A 19,479-nucleotide genomic window follows, 5' to 3' on the forward strand; every position below is an offset into this window, starting at 1 on the left:
TCCCGGTCAGCCGAGGCTGGCCGGGCGCATATATTCCGGCATCAGGCCGTTGAACCAGAACAGGATCATCGACACCAGGATGGTCACCAGCACCAACAGCCCAACCCCCCACACACAGGCGGCGAACAGCATGGCCTGTTCCTTGCGTAACCGCAGAAACGTCTGCAGCCCGCCAAACAGCAGCACGCTGGCATAAGCCGAAGCAGCCAATAGCGCGGTCAGCGCCAGCCAGCGAATCGGCAGCAACCCAACCACCCCCGCGAAAAACCACGGCGTGGCGCAGTAAGCGGCAAAGCCGATGCATTGCTGCAGGCTGGGTTGCGCATCGAAGCCGCGTGACATCCAGCGGATCATCACGCCCATGATCATGACCCCGACCACTGTGGCTGCGTACAGCAGGCCTGCCAACTGCGCCGCGCTGCCAATGTTCAGGCGCACGCGTTCTTCGGCGGCCAGGCTCCAGCCGAACGCGGTGGTGCCGACAAACAGGCAAATGGCAGGGATCAGCGCCAGGGCTAGCAGCCGAGGCAGGTATTGCTGCGGATGGTCCTCTTCGGCGCGGCGTATCTCCATCCAGGCATCGGACGGGCGGGTGAAGAGCTTGAGCAGTGGACTGTTCATGACGGTCTCCAGAAGGCGTGGGCTCTTTTCTATGGAGACGCGCAGTTGCGGGCAGGTTCAGCGCATGTGATCGCCGTTGATCATCTTATTGCAGCTCTAACAGGAGGTTCAGCCCGCCATCGCCACATTTGCCCTGGTCACGCACCACCCCGCGGTAGCTGCGGCCATCCCAGACGAACGCCACGCTGTGGGCGCGATCGACCTTGTCGGGCAGCGGCGGGCAGATGTGCAAGCGCAGGGCAGGGCGGCCCTGCAGGTTGAGGGCGGCGAGTTGGCATTGGCATTCCACGCTCTGGGCGACCGGGCCGAACAACGTATCGCGTACGTAATCCAGCTGCACAAAGGCATTGGGTGCGCGGCCGGGCATTTTCATGGGCATGGGCTCCTTGTGAACGCTGACGCGGCTCCTTTTTAGAAACCTTTCAGGCCCGGATGTTCAAGTTTTTACCTGATCAACCCGCTTTGCGCAGGGTCAGGTTGATCCGCCGCTCGCCCATGCGCGGATGCACGCCGGGTTTGATGGGCAGCACACCATGAAAGCGCAAGCGATCCTCACCGCCCCACACCAGCACATCGCCATGGCTCAACGGCACACGCTGGGTCTTGTCCGAGCGCTGCAGCCCTCCCAGCAGGAACACTGCGGGCAAGCCCAGTGAAATCGACACGATCGGCTGGCTGAAGTCCTGCTCGTTACGGTCCTGGTGCAAGCTCAAACGGGTGCCTGGCAAATAGTGGTTGACCAGGCAGGCGTCGGGCACGAAGTCGTCGAAACCGGCGACGGCCGCAGCGCGGTTTGCCAAGCCGAGCAGCACCGGCGGTAGCGCAGGCCAGGGTTGGCCACTCTGCGGGTCGGTCAGGGTGTAGCGGTAGCCGTGCTCGTCACTGACCCAGCCCAGTGCCCCGCAATTGGTCAGTGCGACAGCCATGTGCAGGCCACCGGGCGTCTGCATGTGCCGGAACGGCGCGGCGCGCAGCACCGGGCGCAAAGCGTCGAGCAAGGCCTCGAGCTCGGCCAGGGCGAAGCCGGGCAACAGCACGGTGTGGCTGGCCAGGCGTTGCGGCTGGGGGCCGAACAGGTCGAGGTCGGACTGGATCATGGAAGCAGCACCAGGCTTACGGTGTTCCATTCTACCCCGGCTCATGCGCTCCCCGTGTAGGAGCAGCCTTGTGCTGCGAAGAGGCCGGTGATAGCAGCGCAAATTTAATGTGTTTTCAACGGCCTCTTCGCAGCACAAGGCTGCTCCTGCAAAGGGCGGTGAGGTAGCAGGGAAACAATAAAAAAGGAACCGCGGCACCAGGGAGAGTGAGCACCGCGGTTCAAGGGGGGAGCAGGTTATTTTTGGGTCACAGTGGCCATGTTCGCGCTGCCCAGCTGGCTGATGGTGGCGGTTTGCGCCATGCCGCTCTGGTCGACGAACGCCTTGTTGCCCTGGCCACCCTGGGTCACGTAGGCGACGTTGATGCTGTCGGCCTGCTTGATGGTGGCCTCGTTGCCACTGCCGTAGAGCTGGTTGGTGTAGCTCTGGTTGCTATAGCCGGACTGGTCCAGGTTGATGACGTTGCCGGTGCCCTCGCTGCTGCCGAAGGCATAGTTGTCGGTACCGCGCTGGTCGGCGACCAGGATGTTGTCGGTGCCGTTCTGCTCGAAGAACAGTTCGTTGTTGCTGTCGGCCTGCTTGGTCTGCATCGCGTTGTTGTTGCCGGTCTGGTTCAGCGTGGCCAGGTGGTTGTCGCCGTTCTGCGTCAGGTTGACGCCGTTGCCGTTACCGTACTGGTTGATCACGGCCGTCTGGTTGACGCCGAACTGGCCGCCCATCTTGTCGCCTTTCCAGTTGCTGGCGGTGATCTTGTTGCCGTTGCCTTGGGTGGTCACGGTCAAGTTCAGGTTTTCGCCGTTCTGGTAGGTGTAGTGCAGGTTGTTGTTACCGGTCTGCGAAATGGTGGTGGTCGAGTTGTTGCTCTCGAACTGGTCCGACCAACTGGCGTTGGCCTTGCCTTTCTGCGTGAGGGTGGCCTTGTTAGCGTCGCCGAAGCTTTGGTCGATGTAGCCTTCGTTGAGCTGGCCGGTCTGGGTGACGTTGGCCTGGCTGCCGACTTGCGTGTCTTGCCAGACCTCCACCGAGTTGCCGGTACCGGTCTGGCTGAGGCCGATGGTGCCACCCTCGCCGTCGCGCTGGTCACCGTAAGCCCAGTTTTCCTTGCCGTCCTGGTAGATCTGGATGTTGCCGTCGTTATGCGTCAAGTGCTCGGCGGCGGCGTAGTTGTCGGCGCCTGCCTGGATGATCATGCTCTGGTTATTGCTGCCGCCGAAGGTCTGCTCGACGAAGGCTTCGTTGCGCTGGCCGGACTGCTGGGTGGTGGCCTGGCTGCCCAGCTGGCTGTCCTGCCACACGGTCGAGCGGTTTTCAGTGCCTTGCTGGGTCTGCAGCGACTGGTTGTTCTCGCCCAGCGACTGGCTGGCGAAGGCATCGTTATAGCTACCCCCGGCCTGCTGGGTGATCTGGCTGCCATTTTCGAACAACTGCTCGGCGTAGCCTGCGTTGTACGAGCCGGTGGCGCTTTGTTGGATATCGCTGGTGCTGTTGGCCTGCACCGCCAGGTGATTGTGGCCCTTGCCGGTCTGCGACTGGGTGGCCGAGGCGAACGGCGCGAGGGTCTGAGTCACTTCGGCAATGTTTTCCTTGCCGTCTTGAGTTTGGGTCGAGGTGCTGTCGGCAGCCATGACCTGGCCTGCGAGGGCAAGGACGATAGCGGCACTGAGGGGAGCGAGCTTGAACATGGTGGTGCCTCCAGGTCTATCGGTATTGGGTGATCTGAACATGCTGGCCATTGCCGGCTTGGGTCACGGAGCTGTTGAGGCCCGTGCCGGACTGCACGATGTTGGCGCTGTTGTTGTTGCCGATCTGGTCGATGGCAGCGCTGTTGCTGCTGCCGCTCTGGCGGATCGACGCGCTGTTGCCATATCCCTGCTGGCTGATGCTGGCCATCAGGTCACTACCTTCTTGCAGGATGTACGCCTCTTGCGCGCCCCCGGCCTGGACGATGCGGCCCAGCAGGGCCTGGCCGTTCTGGTCGAGGGCGGCGCGGTTGCCCATGCCTTGCTGCTCGATCACCGCTGCCTGGCCGGCGCCGACCGGTAACAGGCGGATGATCACGGGGTCACCGAGGTCATTGCCGGCCGCAAGGTCGGCGTTGTCCATCAGGTCCTCGGCCCAGCTGGCCTGGCCCGCCAGGGCCAGGCAGAGCAACAGTGGATACAGGCATTTCATGGCGTTCTCCCGCCTTCTACTGCACGACGACGTTGACGGTGCGTGTGGTCCCTGGGCTGGTGGTGATGGTCGCCGTCGGCGCGGCGGTCGGGATCACCGTGGTGCTGTTGCTGACCGCCAGGCGCCAGCGCCCGGTGACCGGTACGGTAGTGGTGCCCAGGGTTTGCACGCCGGTGGTGGTGGTGACACGTACGGTCACAACGTTGCCGGTGGTCACCGACGAGGTGCCGCTGATGTCCCAGTTGTACCGGTTGTTGGAGCGTGCCGTGACCGTGGCTGCGGTGACCGCGAAGGTCTCGGCGGCTGGGCGTGGCGACACGTTGACCGTGACGGTGCCGGCGTTGGACAGCGCCCCCAGCGAGTCACGCACCTGGTAGGTGAAGGTGGTGGTAAAGGCCGCCGTCACCGTGGCCGGTGGGGTGTAGGTCACCGTCGTGCCATCGGTGCTGACGCCTCCTCGGCCGGAGGCGGGTTGTGTGACGGCGGCAACGGTCAACGGCAGGTTGCCTTCCGGGTCGGTGTCGTTGGCCAGCACGTTGATGGTCAGCGGCACGCCCAGGGTGGCGACCGTTTCCGGGTTGGCCGTTGGCGCCTGGTTGGGCGCAACGTTGATGGTCACCGTGGCCGGTTCCGACTTCAGGCCTTTGGCATCCACCGCCCGGTAGTTGAAGGTGGCCACCAGCGGTTGCGTGGCACCGACGGGTGGGGTGTAGGTAACCGAGGTGGTGCCGTTGAGCACGACGCCGCCAAGGCCAGTACCGGGTTGGGTCAGGTCGCTGATGGCCAGCGGTACGTTGCCGTCCGGGTCGCTGTCGTTCAGCAGCAGGTTGAGGGTCAGCGGGATGCCGACACTGGTGCTGCCGACATCGGCCTGGGCCAGCGGCGGTTGGTTGGCCGCCTCGACCGGCGCATTGCCGACCACGATCACCGGTTCCACATCGCTGCCGCCATGGGCCGACTTGACTGTGACAGTGGCCGGCGGCTGTGCCAGGTCATTCACGGTCAGGCTCTGCAGCGTGCCCGATTTGGACATCCGGCCATAGCCTTGGGCGAGCATGTCGGGGATGGCCACTTCGTCGCTGGAGCGGGCCTCGATGAACAGGCGCTTGTTGGCCCAGTCGTAGCGTGCGGTGCTGACCTTGACCACGTCAGTCAGCTTGCTCGACAGTGCGGTCGGCTGGGTGCCGGCAGTGCTGTTGCTGGCAGTCACCACCACCACGGCGGGCGGCACGGCCTGGCCGAACTGCTGGCTGAAGAACAGCCCGTTGTTGTCTGTCAGCAGGTTGAACTGGCAAGGCGAAGGCGGCGTGCCGATCAGTGCCAGGCCATTGCGCATGCACAGACTAGCGTCATGCGGGGCCTTGGCGAACACCTCCACCCGGGTGCCGGAGCCATTGCGCGAGTAGGTGGCGCGCTCCAGGGTCACTGGCGTTTGCGCTCGTTGGTCGAGCACCTTGCCAGACACCGTGAACAGCGACGTTTCGATGCGCCCGGGCGGGCCGTCGATACGGATGAAGTTGGTGTTGAACGGGCTGCCGACCACGGTCTCGGGCCTGTTCGGGTCACCAATGAAGGTGTCGGTGGCGCCGGTGTCTGGGTTGACCTCCAGGTACGGCCCGCCAGCGCCTCTTAGCCATGGGCCAAGCGCGCCGTTGAGCGCACCGGTGAAGTTACCGGGGGCACCGATGCCGATGTCACGGGTGATGTTGATCGCGCGCCGGCCAGGGGTGGTGACGTTGACCGTCTCGACACCGTAGGGGTGGGTAATGGTGTAGACACCGGCGCGGGGTACCGAGACGCGGATGCGGATGCGGGCAAAGCTCTGCTGGTCGCCATCCACCGGGTTTTCAGCGGCAAAGGCGGCCTCAAGGCCGGCGACATAGGCGTCCAGCTCATAACCGCTGTTGCCCACTGCCGGGATGGTGGCTTCGGCCAGGAACCAGAACATCTCGGGTGGCCAGTTATCGGGGAACACCAGGGGCAAGGCGTCGTCGTAGATGCCCGGCTCCGGCAACAAAGTACACATGTAGGACGGTGCACCCGGCGCGCCGGCAACCCGCGAACTGGTGGCGCGTGACTGACACAGCTCAAGCGACAGGTCGTTGCCGTCCTTGTACCACATCGGGTAGCCGCCGGTGGCGAAGGTGTAGGGCCCGGGGTCGACATCGGACAGCGCGGCGAAGGCAGCGCTGGTGACAGTGAGGGAGAAACCGGCGGCGAACAGCGCACGGCGTGGCCAAGTGTTCATGCTGCCTCCTTGAGGGCTGAGCCTTTGTCTGTTCATGGCACCAGCACCACGTCTTCGCTGTCGCTACCGCCATTGGCGCTGGTGACTTGCACCTTGGCCGGTGGGATGGGCGAAAGGGATGTGCTCAATGTCTTCACCGCGCCGTTGCCACTGAGGTTGCCCAGCAACGTGCCGTTGCCGGTGTGTGCGGTGAGGGCGGGCGGGCTGGTTTCGTCACTGGTGCTGGCGACCAGCGTCAGTTGCCCGGTGGACAGGTGGTATTCAGCCTGAGTGATGGTCACCAGGTCGGTCAGTGGCAGGTTGGCCGTGGTCAGGCTGCTGGTCGGGATGGCCACGCTGTTGTCGGCGGTCAGTACCAGCGTGGTGGGCACATTCGGGTTGAGTACCGACTGGGCGTACCAGGCACCGGTGCCGTTGGCTTCGGTCAGGTTCAGGTTTGGCGTCTGGCTGGTCAGGGTGACGGCGGCCGGTGGCGGCGGGGCCATGACGAAGACATCTTGCTGGGCGTGCAGGTCGCCATTCTCGGTGCGCCGCGAGTAGGTGGTGCGCTGCGGCATCAGCGGCGTGGGCAGGGCAACATCGGAAAGCTTGCCCGAGATCGAGAACAGCTCGGTCCGCAGGTCGATGCCCCCCGGGCCTTCGATGCGCACGAAGTTGGTGTTGAACGGGCTGCCGGTCACACGCTCATCCAGGTTCGGGTCGCCGATGAAGCGCTCGCTGCCTTCGGTGTAGGGGCCATTGACGCTGCGCAGGAACGGCCCGACATCGCCTTTGAGCGCGCCGCTGAAGTCGCCAGCGCCAGCGATGCCAATGTCGCGGGTCATGTTGATCGCCCGGCGCCCACCGGCCGGTACGTCAAAGACTTCGACGCCGTAGGGATGGGTGACCACGTAGGTGCCTGCGGTCGGCACATCGACGCGAATACGCACCCGGGCGAAGCTGACCTGGTCGCCTTCGACCGGCTCTTCGGCGGCAAATGCTGCCTCGATGGCCGTGCCGTAGCTCAGGTCGATGCCTCGTGCAGCGTCGACGATGGCGGCGTCGGCGGTGAACCAGAAGGCTTCGTCAGGGAAATTGGTGGGGAAGGCGATGGGTTGGGTGTCGTCGAACACGCCGGGGGTGGGTAGCAGTGTGCACATGTACGCCGGCGCGCCGGGAGCACCGGCGACCCTTGAACTCACCGCTTTGGTCAAGCACAGGTCGAGGGTGCGACCATGACTGTCCTGGTACCAGCCTGCAAAGTTGCCATTGGCAAGGTTGTAGGGGCCGGGGTCGACAGCGTTCAATGCAGCCTGTGCCGGGATCTGGAGCATGCCGGCGAAAATCGCCACTGCCAGCGGGTGGGGTATCGGTCGGAGCATGAGTCAATTCCTCCTGCAAACGGGCCCATGGACTTGGGGCGTCTGGGAGGAGATCGGCAATAGGCGTGCCAAACCGAAATAAATGACTCGCAGGCCTTGTACAACGGGGGATGCGGGCGTTTAGTGGGTTTCTTTTACGCTGCTTGCCAATGGGCCCGGTACCCCCAGCATTGGGGAATGGGGTCGGTGGTTGCGACCCACTCGCTTACCTGTTCAGCCCGCTTTTATGTCGGTGTTTTTGGCGATTTGGAGGTGCGCGGTTTCCGTGGTTTTTTCTCCGGACGCTTGCCGGGTTTTAGCTGCCAACGGTCGGCATTGGCGAGTAGGCGTTCCTGGATGTCGGGCGGGTAGTCACTCAAGGTGGTGGGTGGAGGCACTGGTTTGCCGGGCAAGCCGGCCTCACGGATCACCTTTGGCCAGCGTGGTCGCCAGCACAGCAGCAGGCTGACCCAATGCGCGGTGCCGACGATGACGAAAGCGGGCCAGACCATGAGCAGGGCGAGTTTGAACAGCCAGCTGCTTTTACGGAAGAAGCGGCCGAGGCCTTCGAATTGGGCGCTGAATGCCTGGATGGGCGAGGGTAACTGGGTACTCAGACGGGGGCGGGGGACGGCGTGTGGATCTTCTTCCATGTAGCGGCGGATGAACTCCCATTCGTCACGGAGTTCGCTGCCGCCTTGGCCTTGCTTGCCAACGAAGGCCATTTCCATGTGGGGGAGGCCGGTATGGCTGGGGTGCCATATCAGGCCTAGTCTCACGCCTACGCTGAGCGAGTCGTCCTCTGGATACAAGCCTGTGCTTCCGGTTGTTCTCCAGGGGAAAGTTACGATGCCGCCGCAATAACTTGGTCGATGGAGGTGGACCTGTTGGGTTTTTCGATTGAAGCGAATGAGTAAGTGACGGCTGGTCAGCATCTCCAAACGTGTGATTTTTATCCCATATTTTGAATATAGATATAGTGTGGTACCAGCGACTAGTATCATGATAAGAGTGAGCATCACAGATATAAATGAGCGTGAGGTCTGATCCGTTATATCAACCCAAAGGAAACTTAGTGCGGTGATTGTCGTGACGCCTATGATTGGCATAACTCCGACGAGCATCGCAAGCGTAAGTAGTCCACGTTTTTCTTCTGAACCACCGCAGCGCATCTCCATGTAATCATCGTTGAAGGCAAAAACGGGGCCGCGCGTATTAGGTTTTTCGCTGACAGACCGGAAATGAATATCTTCTTCCAGATCCCCCTCGTATAAGTCTTTAGCTGATCGCTTCTCTGAAGGTGTCATCTGTGCTTCGGAGGCTTTTCGTGCGACTTCTGACTCGGTTGCCATCTGCCAAAATGCCCACTCCATCAAGTACATTACAGAACCTCACTGAATGCCGAATATAGAGCCCTCAACTCATCTTCCTCCTTGTAAATGCTGGCGCTATTTCCGATGCGGAAACAACTGCGCTTGCACCACTTCTCCAGTGCGTCATCTTCAAGGAGGTAAATTATGAGCGTTAGGGCGAGGCCTATCCAAAAGGCTCCCAGCACTAATCGAGCGAGTAGCAGACGAGCAGCTTGTGTGCCGAGAGTGTTTGCGAGCCCTGCCATGGTTCGGCTAAAAAGTCTTACTAATTTATTGGAGCTTGAATTAGCCAAGTGCTCGAACAGTGGTCTCGCAATCGCGACGGCTGTTCCAAACTCTGCCAATGATAATGTAATGGTTGCCGCTCCTCTGAAAGCGTATGCAGTGGCCAGAATCTTCGACTTCCTCCTCTCTTGCTTCGTAGTCGGTTCGCTTTCTAGATGCTTAATCCAGTCTGCAAAATCCCACCACGCCAGCACCCCCCCGCCGATACTGGCCAAACTACCCCCCCAAAGTTTCAACCTCCCCAAGCTCGCCGCTGCCCCTCTCCCAGTCACGCTATTCGCGCCATACCGCGTCACCACCTGGTCCACATAACTGGCGCCAATCTCGAAGCCCGCCGCCGCAGTAGTCATCGCGGCAGCCAAGAGTTCGGTCTTCACCCGTGCATCACTGTCTGGCAGTTCGCGTGCCTTGAAGGCCATCAGCATGCCTTCGAGCAAACACACCAGGCCTGCAGCACGCACCTTGTAGAAGTCGCTGTTGTTGGCCTGCATCAGGCCTTCGGCCCAGGCCTGGTCCAGATAGCGTGCAACCTGGGCACCACTGCGCTGAGGGTTCAAGGGCTGCCCGCTGCGAGCCGCTTCGCCCAGGCGTATGTCGACGGCCGTTTCATGTACCGAGGCGAACAATGTCAGGCGCAGGCCATGGTGCAGCGCGCGGTCCACACTGCTAGGTGCCCCGGTACGCAGCACTTGGCGCCCCAGCGCGACGTACCAGGCATACAAGCCGATGCTGGCGGTGCTGTTTCTGCTTTGTAGCTCCTCGTACAGCGTGTTGATGCGCCCGAAGGCATTCGCCGCGATGTGCGCGTGCCGGGCGAGCGACTCACGCAACGTGAAAGAGGTCTCTGAGGCCGGCTCGGCCTTGGCCGCTTCCAGAAGCGCGGCAAGCGCTTCGCGGATGTCATCCTGGTTGTAGCTGATGCCGCGCATTGCCAGATTGCCCCGATGCGCCACATCGCTGCGCCACCAGTGGTCCAGTACCGTCGCGCCCCACTCGCTGAGCTCCATGCCGATTACGCACTGGCCGGTTTGCTCGGCAAAGGCCAAGCCATTGATCAGGTCGGCATTGTCGTAACGGTCCAGGGCCTGCAGCAGGCGTTCGCTGAGGAGCCATCGGGTATGGTCTTTGGCGCGGTCTTCTGCAGCTTGCTGGGCTTGTTGCATCGCTTGCTCGAAGCCTGCGAGCTGATCGTGCATGGCCTGGCGGTCGACCAGGTGGCCGTACTTCTGGTCGAACTTCTTGCTGAATTCGCCAGCATCCTGGCGGGCCTGAACCTTGGCCCGAACTTCGCGTTCGTACTGCGCCAGATGAGGTTTTATCCGGGCGTCATGCGCATCGGCCTGCTGGCGAGCGTGGTTGGTAAACCCATAGAAGTCCACAGGCGTCACCGGCTGCTTGCGCACGGCCTCGGCCATGACCTCGCGCTTGACGATGCGCTCGGCCATCATCTGCGGGTAGAGCTTCTCGATTTCCAGAAACGACTGCGCAACAAGCAGTTTGCGCTCATTGTCCACGCCGGGTTCCACAACGCGCTGAAGCCAGTGGGTCTTCACCTCGTCGACGGCTGCGTTGCGCCAGGCATTGAGCTCTTGGGTAATGCCGAGGGCATCCTCGATCACGATAGCGGCGCCGCGCGGTTTGGTTTGATTCATGGGCGGTGCCAGGGCTTGCCGTGAAGCGTGCGGGGATACGATCTGAGCGTTGTTGAACGGCTGCAGGTCGAGCAGGGCCTGCAGGTCTGCGTCGTCCTGGGCCTTGAAGTCGGCTACCCAGTTCAGTTGGTCGTGCTTGAGCACGTGGGGCTGTGGCGGCGCGTCAGAGGGTTGAATGAACCCTGCGATATCGATCGCGGGCAGGCTGCTGCGGTACTCGTCTTCGAGCAGGCGGTAGTTGTCGAGCATGCGCGGCGTGAGCGGGGAGGGGCTGAACAACGGGCGCAGCTCCTGGATGTCGTCCAGGTCGTAGAGCGTGATGGTCCAGCCGAAGGCGCGGATGATGTCCTCCAGGTTGCCTGCGCTAGGGGCAGGCTCCCATGGGGCGTCGGCGCTGATGTACAACAGTGAGCCATTCGGCGCCACGCGGTACTGGCTGTGCCATTCGTGCGCCAGTGCGCTGTGGCGTTTGATCAGCAAGTAAAGAAAGCCTTCGCGCAGCGGGCGGATGGCGTAGCTGGAGTGGGTCAGCGCAGCCACCTCCTGAAAGGGGCTGAGGTAGCCCGGCAACTTGGGCAAGCGGGCGCGTTGTGCCGGATTGTCGCCAACGGCGGCATATCGCAAGGGCAGCAGTTCGAAGCGGCGGGTGCAGTCGGCGACGGGGCTGTTGCGTAGCGCGGGGCGGTAGCCGGTTGTGATACGTCTGCACAGGTCGAGCGTGTCGGTGAGCGAATCCATGGGCGTGTGTTTTAGTCCTTTGTGCGCAGGCGTCGCTGCACGTTGTCGATAAGGGCGGTGTGCTGTTCGCGGGTGGCGATGATTGCCTCCTGCCAGGCTGGTGAGGTGTTGAGCTGATCACCGTCGCGAGCCATCATCAGTACATAGGTGATGAGATCCTCCTCACGGGCCAAGCCTTGCTCGCGTGCCTGGTCGAGGTAATGCTGGATCAGGCCGACGCGCGTGCCGTGGCAGGCACCCGCCAAGGCTGGGCAGTGCTGAACGTCCTTCAGTACCTCGGCAAGTTGGTAGCTCAGCGGGTCGCCGGCCAATGCTGCCCAGCAATCTTCGTCCAGTGTGATCGGCGTGACGTGCGCAGCGTGAGGTTGATCGCCGCCCGCTATTTGCAACCACAGCGTCTTGTGCGGATGCGCTTCAGGTGCCCACCAGTGATGGATGGGTGCCAACCATTCGCTCACCCCAGGCAAGTGACGGTGGCTATCGAGCGCTTGCAGGGCAGCAGCGGTGTGGTAACGCAGAAGGTACGAATGGCCATCTGCGCCTGTGACGATGTTGGCCTGGCTCAAATGCAGCGCGAGTTCGGCAGGTGGCAATGCGCTGATTATCCAGCCACATACCGCGCCCTCTGCACCTTGTTCGAGCTGCCATTTAAAGTCGTACTGGGCTGAAACATCGGAGCCGGGACGCGAGCCGAACAGCCAGGGGCCCACTGCTCGCAAATTGCTGAACTGGGCTTGCTGCAACAGTGGCCAGCAGCGCTGCGAGTAATACTCGAGCAGGTTTTCCCGAGCCTTGGGTGAGAGATCGGCCATTTCCACAACCGCGCTCAGGCGGTACCGATCGGATACTCGCAGGACCTTGACCAGTGCTCTGACGAATGGGCTGGGCATCAGTGTGCTCCCGCCATACGGATCATGGTGTGGCCGTTCGTGATCGCTTTCAGCAAACAACTGAGGCAGACGGGCTCGCCGGGCTCAGGAATGCCAGCGGTCGAGGTTGTGCGTTGGCTGCCCTTTGCCTGCTGGTGGATCGGCCCTTTGAAGGCCACTGCCACACCGTCCAGCGTGACACCGGCCCCATCGATTCGCAGCAGCCCGCCTGGGCTCCGGATCGTCAGGCTCTCGCTGACCTGTATGTCATAAACCTTGGTGGTGTGCCGGATGGCTTCGCCGGTCTGCAACACGTGATGACCGCCCACCACTTGTTCGAGGTGGCCACCAATTTCTACCGTGTGGTTGGCTTTGGTAATGTCCTGGCGCTGGTTGCCAACCGTCTCGATGCGGTCCTGGCCGGTGACGATCGTGTGCGTCCGGCCAATCTTCAAGTTGTTGTCATTGCCGATGTCGTGAATCCGGTCTTGGCCGATGCTGACGGACTCGTCCCGGCCGACGTCTTCCCGGCGGTCCTGGCCAATCGAAACCGTTTCGTCACGCTCGACCCGTTCGGCGCGATCATTGCCAACCTGCGTCGTTTCGTTATGCTTTACAACGTTGTTCTGGTCCCTTTCTGCATGGATGAACACCTCCTGGCGACCCAGTTCGTCCTCGAAACGCAGTTCATTGAAGCCATCGCCTTTGTGGGTCTGGCTCTTGATGGTCATGCGCGTCTTGTGCTCGGGCAGGTCGTACGGGGGCAGCTGATTGCCGCAATAGGTGCGGCCGGTGATCATCGGCTGGTCCGGGTCGGCGTTGACGTACTGGATGATCACGTCCTGGCCAATACGCGGGATGGCCATCGAGCCCCAGCTGCCACCGGCCCAGCCTTGCGACACCCGCACCCAGCAGGAGCTGAATTCATTGTTTTCGCTCTCCCTGTCCCAAGGGAAGCTGACCTTGACCCGGCCCCACTGGTCGCAATGGATCTCCTCGCCAACTGGGCCGACGACGGTGGCCATGTGCGGGCCGTCGATGCGTGGTTTGGCCAACGGCGCTGGGCGCCATTCGGTTCTGCCTGGCACCAGCACGGCGTCTTGGCTATAGTGCGTGCCTTGCCTGGCGCCGGCGGCTTCCTCCTGCAGGCTGGTGAACTGGGTACCTTCGTGGTGCACCTTGATTACACGCCAGTGCACGTTCAAGTCTGGTCGCGGGTGCTCGATCAGGGTGAAGCTCAGCCCCGGTTGCAGGCGCACGTCATCGCCTTGCACTTCGGCAATGCGGGCATCATGGCGCAGCGCGGTGATCCGGGTGGCGGTGAAGGGCACGCCGACCGCATCACGCTTGTAGCGGCCGGGGTAGTCGAAGCGCTCGTACGCGGTGGATTGGTGCGTCAGGCCACTCGCTTCTGCGCGGTGTTCCTGGCGGTATTCCGGGTTGGTGAACGTATAGTCGCGTTGCACCTGTCGTGCAGTGCGTACCTGCTCGCTGTAGCGCAGGCGGCGTAGACAAGCCTTTGCCTGATCGCCACCGCTATTAGCGCGATACAGTACTGCGTCTGGGTCGATGTCATCGTCATCGACGAACCCTTCATCGTCATCATCGATCTTGATAACACCCCGGCTGATCTGGCCCAGCGAGAGCAACCGGTCGGTGATGACCAGCATGTGGTGTTTGGGTGTGTGCTCGAAGCAGTAGACAAAGCCTTCCTCGGCGGCGAGGCGGGCGATGAAGTCCAGGTCGGTTTCACCCGCCTGCACGCAGAATTCCCGTACCGCATGTTCACCGCAGCTGTGCAGCTCAAAATGAAGGATGCCTTGGCGTTTGAGCATGAGCTCGAGAATCTGCGAGGCGGTTTTTTGCTGGAAGATGCGCCAGTTCGAGCGCAGCCTGGCACGCGCCAGCGTGGGTTCGACCAAGGCGCGGTAGCGCGTCCGGTGAAAACCTGTCTCTCCTTGGCTGAAGGTGCTGACCAGGCCGTGCACGTAGCGCACGGGGTGGGCTCCCCGCCAGAGGGTGAACAGCACCGGTTTGTCGAGCAGCTGGCCAAAATCGACATCGTCTTGGTAACTGACCAGCTCCAGGTTCAACTGGAAGGGTGTGCTGATTGCTTCGTCGAGCTCGAACGAAACCACTTCAAACTCAACCTGGCCGACCAGCGGCTGGAAGGTGAAGCGCAAATCGGATTGGCTAGGCATGTGGATTCCCCCGAAAGTGCCTGAGTACGGTCATGACGAGCACTTGCCCGCTACTGCTGCAAGATGACGTTGAGCGACTCGAGAACTTCGGCGGGGATGAGGGAGAGCACCTGCGGGCTCCAGGGTATTGCCGACAGCTTGCGCAGTGGGGGGCTTTCCGTCGTGCACGGGTATGCGATGGCTGCTCCCCACGCACGTCTTCAAGCAGGATTGGCTTGTTGGTGAGCACTGTTTTACCAGTGCCATCGGGATCCCTGAACATTCCTGTTCCTCGTGTATGGGCAGGCAGCGTATGCACTGGGCATGGGCCGACCATGCGGCCAGACGCAAGCATTTAGCTGAAGCCTGAACACTAACGAGGAATCAATTCATGGGTGAGTACTGAGCGTCCTATAAACGTGTAGGAAAGTTCGATTTCTATTCTGTTAAGAAACAATTGGTTGCAGGTAATCAAGGCGAAGGGTGTGTTCAAGCATCTCGATTCGGCTCTTGCTCGGCGCAAAGCTGGGCTTGCAAGGGTAGTGAGCTGATCGAATGGGCTGGAGAACGATGGCTTGCAGGGCTGTGATTTGGCGCCTGCAAGGCCAGGCGGCCGTAGAACAGCAAGGCAGTGGCCCAGGTGGTGAACCAGACGAACAGCCCTGCCCAGAAGGTGTGGGACATGTAGTGCCAGCCTTGCAGCACGCGGGTGGTGCCGTAGACGAACCCCAGCAACAGGATCGCCACCAGCAGCTTGCGCGCATGCATCCAGCGGTGGCGTAGCGCTACGAAGTACAGGGCCAGCAAGGTGAAACCACTGGACGCATGACCGCCTGGCCAGCATCGGCCATCGCCGGCCTTGTCCAGCCAGGAGAAGTGCTCGAACCACTCGACCCGCGCCTGCTGGCCGCCGTACAGCGTCGTTTCCACCGGGCAGTACACGCTGGTATGGCTTTTCAGGTAGTGGATGACCGTGGTGCACAGCGCGAACGCGACCACCACGAACAACAAGTCGCGGCGGTGGTGGGTCGTGAAGCGCAATACTGGTGCGATTCGTGCGGTTTCCAGCCACCGCGTAAGGCCCCATTGCGGGTGATTGGCCAGGCGCGGCCAAGCGAACGACAGCAGCGAGCCGATCACGGCCAGTTCACCGGTCCAGTTCGGTAATACCCGTGGCCACTTGTGGGTGACCTTTTCGAACCATTGATTGTGCAACAGCGGAAATTGACCGGTGGCCGGATCGATCAGCAGGTTGCTGATCCAGCGGTCGAGTTCGGTCAGGTCGAAGGCGACGAAGACGATGCCCGCCAGCAGCAGCGGTAGCAGCAGGTTGTTGCGGTAGAAGGCGGCGCGTGAAGGTACAGGCATGGTCAGATTTCCCGGGCATCAGCGAGTTTGCGCCACTGGCTGGCATCCATCTGGCCCAGCACCCGGGCCTTGCCATCTTCGCCCTGGGTGATGAACAGCGCGCTGGCGTAGCGGTTGGAGTCCGCGTCAGTGTCGACGTTGAGCTGGCGCTCCACCTGCTCCAGGCAGCCACTGTGGCTGACCAGCACGAGGTTGCGGCCGGGTTGCTTATGGGCGAAGGCATTGCTGGCGAAGGTGTGGTCACACTGGTTGAGCCAGTCCTGGGTGGCGATAGCCTTGCCGAACATGGACTGCGCGGTCTGCCGGGTGCGCACTTCCGGGCTGGCCCAAACATCTGCACTAAGCAGGCCAAGGCGGTGCAGGCCTTGGCCGACGTCGGCGGCTACCCGGCTGCCCGCCAAGGTAATACCGGTGGGGTCGTCCAGGCAGGCACCGCGTGAGCGGTCGCAGCGTTCGGCGTGACGAATAACCACAATGACTGAGCCCTTGGACCAGGCGCTGTGCAAGCCGCTGCTGTGCAGCGTATGCGGGTTGCCAAGGTCTGCAAGGGCGGGGCGTGCGGTTGCCCAGGCAGCGAGAGCCACCAGCGCGAGCGATACGCACATCGCCACCAGCAGCGCTTTGGCGCGGGGCAATCGGTAGGGCCGGGCGAGTTTAAGGGCCGGCGGGGTGTCGATGACGCCATGCAGCATGCTGTCACTCCAGTGAGCACGGGCAACGGATGCGAACCTGAGGCTCGGATCCTTTGAGAGTGCGCGCACTTTAGGCAGGCGGATGTCAGCAGTAAGTGAGGTAGATGTGAAAATTGTCTTGCCGGGTATGCCCATGCCGGCAACTCATCGCTTACGGAACAGCAATAAAGTCAAGAATGAAACCGGTTTCAAAACATTTCTGAACGCGCTAGATTATTCGGCTGTCTTCTACACGCGCCCGCTTGCGCGAGTACCCCATTGAAAAATCAGATGGCGCAAACCAAGGCCGCCCCTACCGCTGATGAGGATTTGAAATGCCTGAGCATGCCCCAGACAATCCGCGCCGGGAATTCCTGCGCAAGACCTTGACCTTGATACCGGTCGCCACCGTGGCCAGCACCGGGCTGGGCTTGGGTGCCAGCCAACTGCTGGCCGAACCTGTGCGTGAGCCCAAGGTGCCTGTCGCTGCGCCTGCGGGCGATTATCAGCCAACCTTTTTCACCGCCGAAGAATGGGCCTTCGTGCAAGCGGCCGTTGCCCGCATCATCCCTGCGGACGAACTGGGCCCAGGTGCGCTCGAAGCGGGTGCCGCCGAGTTCATCGACCGCCAGATGAATACCCCCTATGCCACGGGCGCCCAGTGGTACATGCAGGGGCCGTTCAACGCCGACGCCCCACCAGAATTGGGCTACCAGCTGCAACTCAGCCCGCAACAAATCTACCGGCTGGGCATCGCTGCCGTGGACGGCTGGTGCAAAGCCAACTCGGGCCAAGTGTTTGCTGCGCAAGATAGCGCTACCCGAGACCGTATTCTCGCCAAGGTCGAAGCCGGTGAGCTGGTGTTCGACGCGCTGCCGGCCAAGCTGTTTTTCAGCTTGCTGGTTCAGAACACCCGCGAGGGGTTCTTCTGCGACCCGATTCACGGTGGCAACAAAGGCATGGTGGGCTGGACCCAGATCGGCTTCCCCGGTGCACGGGCAGACTTCATGGACTGGGTCGAGCGCAACGAGCCTTACCCGTTCCCGGCAGTGTCGATCCGTGGCGAGAGGGCCTGAAGCATGGCGAATGTGTTGAAGAAAGTAGACGCCGTGATCGTGGGCTTCGGCTGGGCCGGCGCGATCATGGCCAAGGAATTGACCGAGGCGGGGCTGCAGGTGGTCGCCCTCGAGCGCGGGCCAATGCAGGACACCTACCCTGAGGGCAGCTACCCGCAGGTGATCGATGAGCTGACCTACAGCGTGCGCAAGAAGCTGTTCGTCGATGTGTCGAAAGAGACCGTCACTATCCGTCACAGCGTCAACGACGTTGCGTTGCCCAACCGTCAGTTGGGCGCCTTCTTGCCAGGCAAGGGCGTGGGCGGCGCGGGCTTGCATTGGTCCGGCGTGCATTTTCGGGTAGACCCGATCGAGCTGCGCATGCGTAGCCATTACGAAGAACGCTACGGCAAGGCGTTCATCCCTGAAGGCATGACCATCCAAGACTTCGGCGTCACGTACCAGGAGCTTGAGCCGTACTTCGATTTTGCCGAGAAGGTGTTCGGCACCTCGGGCCAGGCCTGGACCGTCAACGGCACGGTGGTGGGTGAAGGGAAGGGCGGCAACCCCTATGCGCCTGATCGCTCCAACCCGTTCCCGCTGCCTGCACAAAAAAATGTGGTGTCGGCAAAACTGTTCGAAAAGGCCGCCACCAGCCTCGGCTACAAGCCGTACAACCTGCCATCGGCCAACACGTCGGGCCCTTACACCAACCCGTACGGCGCGCAGATGGGGCCGTGCAACTTCTGCGGCTTCTGCAGCGGCTACGTGTGCTACATGTACTCCAAAGCCTCGCCCAACGTGAACATCCTGCCCGCACTGCGCCAGGTGCCGAACTTCGAGCTGCGCGCCAATGCCCATGTGCTGCGCGTGAACCTGGATGACAGCAAGCGCAAAGCCACGGGCGTGACCTACATCGACGCACAAGGCCGGGAGGTGGAGCAACCGGCGGACCTGGTGATTCTCGCAGCCTTCCAGTTCAACAACGTGCGCCTGATGCTGCTGTCCGGCATCGGTAAGCCTTATGACCCGGTCAAGAACGAAGGCGTTGTCGGGCGCAATTTCGCGTACCAGAACATGGGCACGGTCAAGGCGTTCTTCGACAAGGACACCTACACCAACAACTTCATCGGTGCTGGCGGTAACGGCATTGCGATCGATGATTTCAACGCTGACAACTTCGATCACGGCCCTCACGGTTTTGTCGGTGGTTCACCCATGTGGGTCAACCAGGCGGGCAGCCGCCCGATCGCCGGTATCGCCAACCCGCCCGGCACGCCCACCTGGGGCAGCGCTTGGAAGAAGGCCACGGCCGACTACTACACCCACCAGGTTTCGATGGATGCGCATGGCGCGCACCAGTCGTACCGTGGCAACTACCTGGACCTGGACCCGACCTACCGGGACGCCTTTGGCCAACCGTTGCTGCGCATGACCTTCGACTGGCAGGAAAACGACATCAAGATGAACCAGTTCATGGTCGACAAGCTCAGCAAGATCGCCCAGGCGATGAACCCGAAGTCTATTGCTGTGTTGGGCAAAAAGGTCAAGGAACACTTCAACACTGCCAGCTACCAGACCACCCACCTCAACGGTGGCGCAATCATGGGCACTGACCCCAAGACCAGTGCGCTTAACCGCTATCTGCAGAGCTGGGACGTCCACAACGTTTTCGTCCCGGGGGCGTCGGCATTCCCGCAGGGGTTGGGTTACAACCCGACCGGGTTGGTCGCGGCATTGACGTACTGGTCTGCACGGGCGATCCGTGAGCAGTACCTGAAAAACCCTGGCCCACTGGTTCAGGCTTGAG

The 19,479-nt window shown here is 61.9% G+C and carries 15 protein-coding genes; 2 read left to right on the plus strand and 13 right to left on the minus strand.

Annotated elements, in window-relative coordinates:
- Positions 1 to 6 precede the first annotated feature (6 nt).
- The 13 genes from MFF34_RS11835 to MFF34_RS11895 all read right to left on the minus strand — a co-directional run bounded on the left by MFF34_RS11835 (position 7) and on the right by MFF34_RS11895 (position 16,635).
- The gene (locus MFF34_RS11835) at positions 7 to 621 is read right to left on the minus strand and encodes a Yip1 family protein (RefSeq protein ID WP_238213872.1); all 615 of its coding nucleotides are present in this window, start codon (positions 619 to 621) and stop codon (positions 7 to 9) included.
- Positions 622 to 706: 85 nt separating this feature from the next.
- Entirely contained in the window at positions 707 to 994 is a 288-nt protein-coding gene (locus MFF34_RS11840; protein WP_238213874.1) for a hypothetical protein, read from the minus strand.
- A gap of 79 nt (positions 995 to 1,073) precedes the next feature.
- Positions 1,074 to 1,718: a DNA oxidative demethylase AlkB gene (gene alkB / locus MFF34_RS11845; protein ID WP_238213876.1), complete on the minus strand. Its 645-nt coding sequence runs from the start codon at positions 1,716 to 1,718 to the stop codon at positions 1,074 to 1,076.
- Positions 1,719 to 1,954: 236 nt separating this feature from the next.
- A complete protein-coding gene (locus MFF34_RS11850; RefSeq protein ID WP_238213878.1) occupies positions 1,955 to 3,400 on the minus strand; it encodes a curlin in 1,446 nt (481 codons plus the stop codon).
- A gap of 16 nt (positions 3,401 to 3,416) precedes the next feature.
- Entirely contained in the window at positions 3,417 to 3,890 is a 474-nt protein-coding gene (locus MFF34_RS11855; RefSeq protein ID WP_238213881.1) for a curlin, read from the minus strand.
- A gap of 16 nt (positions 3,891 to 3,906) precedes the next feature.
- Positions 3,907 to 6,138 (minus strand): Ig-like domain-containing protein, encoded by a 2,232-nt coding sequence (locus tag MFF34_RS11860; protein ID WP_238213883.1) that lies wholly within the window; start codon positions 6,136 to 6,138, stop codon positions 3,907 to 3,909.
- Between the two features lie 32 nt (positions 6,139 to 6,170).
- The gene (locus tag MFF34_RS11865) at positions 6,171 to 7,499 is read right to left on the minus strand and encodes a hypothetical protein (RefSeq protein WP_027593360.1); all 1,329 of its coding nucleotides are present in this window, start codon (positions 7,497 to 7,499) and stop codon (positions 6,171 to 6,173) included.
- A 224-nt stretch (positions 7,500 to 7,723) separates the two neighbouring features.
- A complete protein-coding gene (locus MFF34_RS11870; RefSeq protein WP_238213885.1) occupies positions 7,724 to 8,860 on the minus strand; it encodes a DUF6708 domain-containing protein in 1,137 nt (378 codons plus the stop codon).
- Positions 8,860 to 11,526 carry a T6SS effector BTH_I2691 family protein gene (locus tag MFF34_RS11875; RefSeq protein ID WP_238213887.1) on the minus strand — a complete coding sequence of 889 codons (2,667 nt, stop codon included), beginning with the start codon at positions 11,524 to 11,526 and terminating at the stop codon, positions 8,860 to 8,862. The genes MFF34_RS11870 and MFF34_RS11875 overlap by 1 nt, the downstream gene beginning before the upstream one ends.
- Positions 11,527 to 11,537: 11 nt before the next feature.
- A complete protein-coding gene (locus MFF34_RS11880; RefSeq protein WP_238213896.1) occupies positions 11,538 to 12,416 on the minus strand; it encodes a DUF4123 domain-containing protein in 879 nt (292 codons plus the stop codon).
- Positions 12,416 to 14,596, minus strand: coding sequence for a type VI secretion system Vgr family protein (locus MFF34_RS11885; RefSeq protein ID WP_238213906.1), 2,181 nt, complete (start codon positions 14,594 to 14,596; stop codon positions 12,416 to 12,418). Before MFF34_RS11885 ends, MFF34_RS11880 begins: the two co-directional genes overlap by 1 nt.
- A gap of 468 nt (positions 14,597 to 15,064) precedes the next feature.
- Complete coding sequence (locus MFF34_RS11890) at positions 15,065 to 15,943, minus strand: phosphatase PAP2 family protein (RefSeq protein WP_238213908.1); 879 nt, start codon at positions 15,941 to 15,943, stop codon at positions 15,065 to 15,067.
- Positions 15,944 to 15,945: 2 nt separating this feature from the next.
- Complete coding sequence (locus MFF34_RS11895; RefSeq protein ID WP_238213910.1) at positions 15,946 to 16,635, minus strand: histidine phosphatase family protein; 690 nt, start codon at positions 16,633 to 16,635, stop codon at positions 15,946 to 15,948.
- Between the two features lie 314 nt (positions 16,636 to 16,949).
- Between MFF34_RS11895 and MFF34_RS11900 the strand changes: the two genes are divergently transcribed.
- Both MFF34_RS11900 and MFF34_RS11905 read left to right on the plus strand, forming a co-directional pair.
- Positions 16,950 to 17,690 (plus strand): gluconate 2-dehydrogenase subunit 3 family protein, encoded by a 741-nt coding sequence (locus MFF34_RS11900; protein ID WP_027593354.1) that lies wholly within the window; start codon positions 16,950 to 16,952, stop codon positions 17,688 to 17,690.
- Between the two features lie 3 nt (positions 17,691 to 17,693).
- Positions 17,694 to 19,478 (plus strand): GMC family oxidoreductase, encoded by a 1,785-nt coding sequence (locus MFF34_RS11905; RefSeq protein WP_238213912.1) that lies wholly within the window; start codon positions 17,694 to 17,696, stop codon positions 19,476 to 19,478.
- Position 19,479 lies beyond the last annotated feature (1 nt).

The organism is Pseudomonas sp. PAGU 2196 (genome assembly GCF_022179005.1).
In the GTDB taxonomy this organism is placed as follows: Bacteria; Pseudomonadota; Gammaproteobacteria; order Pseudomonadales; family Pseudomonadaceae; genus Aquipseudomonas; species Aquipseudomonas kermanshahensis.

What these genes read in the sequence shown, in the direction of transcription:
- MFF34_RS11835 (WP_238213872.1), bottom strand. Translation starts at nt 621, where the DNA reads ATGAACAGTCCACTGCTCAAGCTCTTCACCCGCCCGTCCGATGCCTGG.
- MFF34_RS11875 (WP_238213887.1), bottom strand. Translation starts at nt 11,526, where the DNA reads ATGGATTCGCTCACCGACACGCTCGACCTGTGCAGACGTATCACAACC.
- MFF34_RS11870 (WP_238213885.1), bottom strand. Translation starts at nt 8,860, where the DNA reads ATGTACTTGATGGAGTGGGCATTTTGGCAGATGGCAACCGAGTCAGAA.
- MFF34_RS11865 (WP_027593360.1), bottom strand. Translation starts at nt 7,499, where the DNA reads ATGCTCCGACCGATACCCCACCCGCTGGCAGTGGCGATTTTCGCCGGC.
- MFF34_RS11850 (WP_238213878.1), bottom strand. Translation starts at nt 3,400, where the DNA reads ATGTTCAAGCTCGCTCCCCTCAGTGCCGCTATCGTCCTTGCCCTCGCA.
- MFF34_RS11840 (WP_238213874.1), bottom strand. Translation starts at nt 994, where the DNA reads ATGAAAATGCCCGGCCGCGCACCCAATGCCTTTGTGCAGCTGGATTAC.
- alkB (WP_238213876.1), bottom strand. Translation starts at nt 1,718, where the DNA reads ATGATCCAGTCCGACCTCGACCTGTTCGGCCCCCAGCCGCAACGCCTG.
- MFF34_RS11900 (WP_027593354.1), top strand. Translation starts at nt 16,950, where the DNA reads ATGCCTGAGCATGCCCCAGACAATCCGCGCCGGGAATTCCTGCGCAAG.
- MFF34_RS11905 (WP_238213912.1), top strand. Translation starts at nt 17,694, where the DNA reads ATGGCGAATGTGTTGAAGAAAGTAGACGCCGTGATCGTGGGCTTCGGC.
- MFF34_RS11890 (WP_238213908.1), bottom strand. Translation starts at nt 15,943, where the DNA reads ATGCCTGTACCTTCACGCGCCGCCTTCTACCGCAACAACCTGCTGCTA.
- MFF34_RS11880 (WP_238213896.1), bottom strand. Translation starts at nt 12,416, where the DNA reads ATGCCCAGCCCATTCGTCAGAGCACTGGTCAAGGTCCTGCGAGTATCC.
- MFF34_RS11855 (WP_238213881.1), bottom strand. Translation starts at nt 3,890, where the DNA reads ATGAAATGCCTGTATCCACTGTTGCTCTGCCTGGCCCTGGCGGGCCAG.
- MFF34_RS11860 (WP_238213883.1), bottom strand. Translation starts at nt 6,138, where the DNA reads ATGAACACTTGGCCACGCCGTGCGCTGTTCGCCGCCGGTTTCTCCCTC.
- MFF34_RS11895 (WP_238213910.1), bottom strand. Translation starts at nt 16,635, where the DNA reads ATGCTGCATGGCGTCATCGACACCCCGCCGGCCCTTAAACTCGCCCGG.
- MFF34_RS11885 (WP_238213906.1), bottom strand. Translation starts at nt 14,596, where the DNA reads ATGCCTAGCCAATCCGATTTGCGCTTCACCTTCCAGCCGCTGGTCGGC.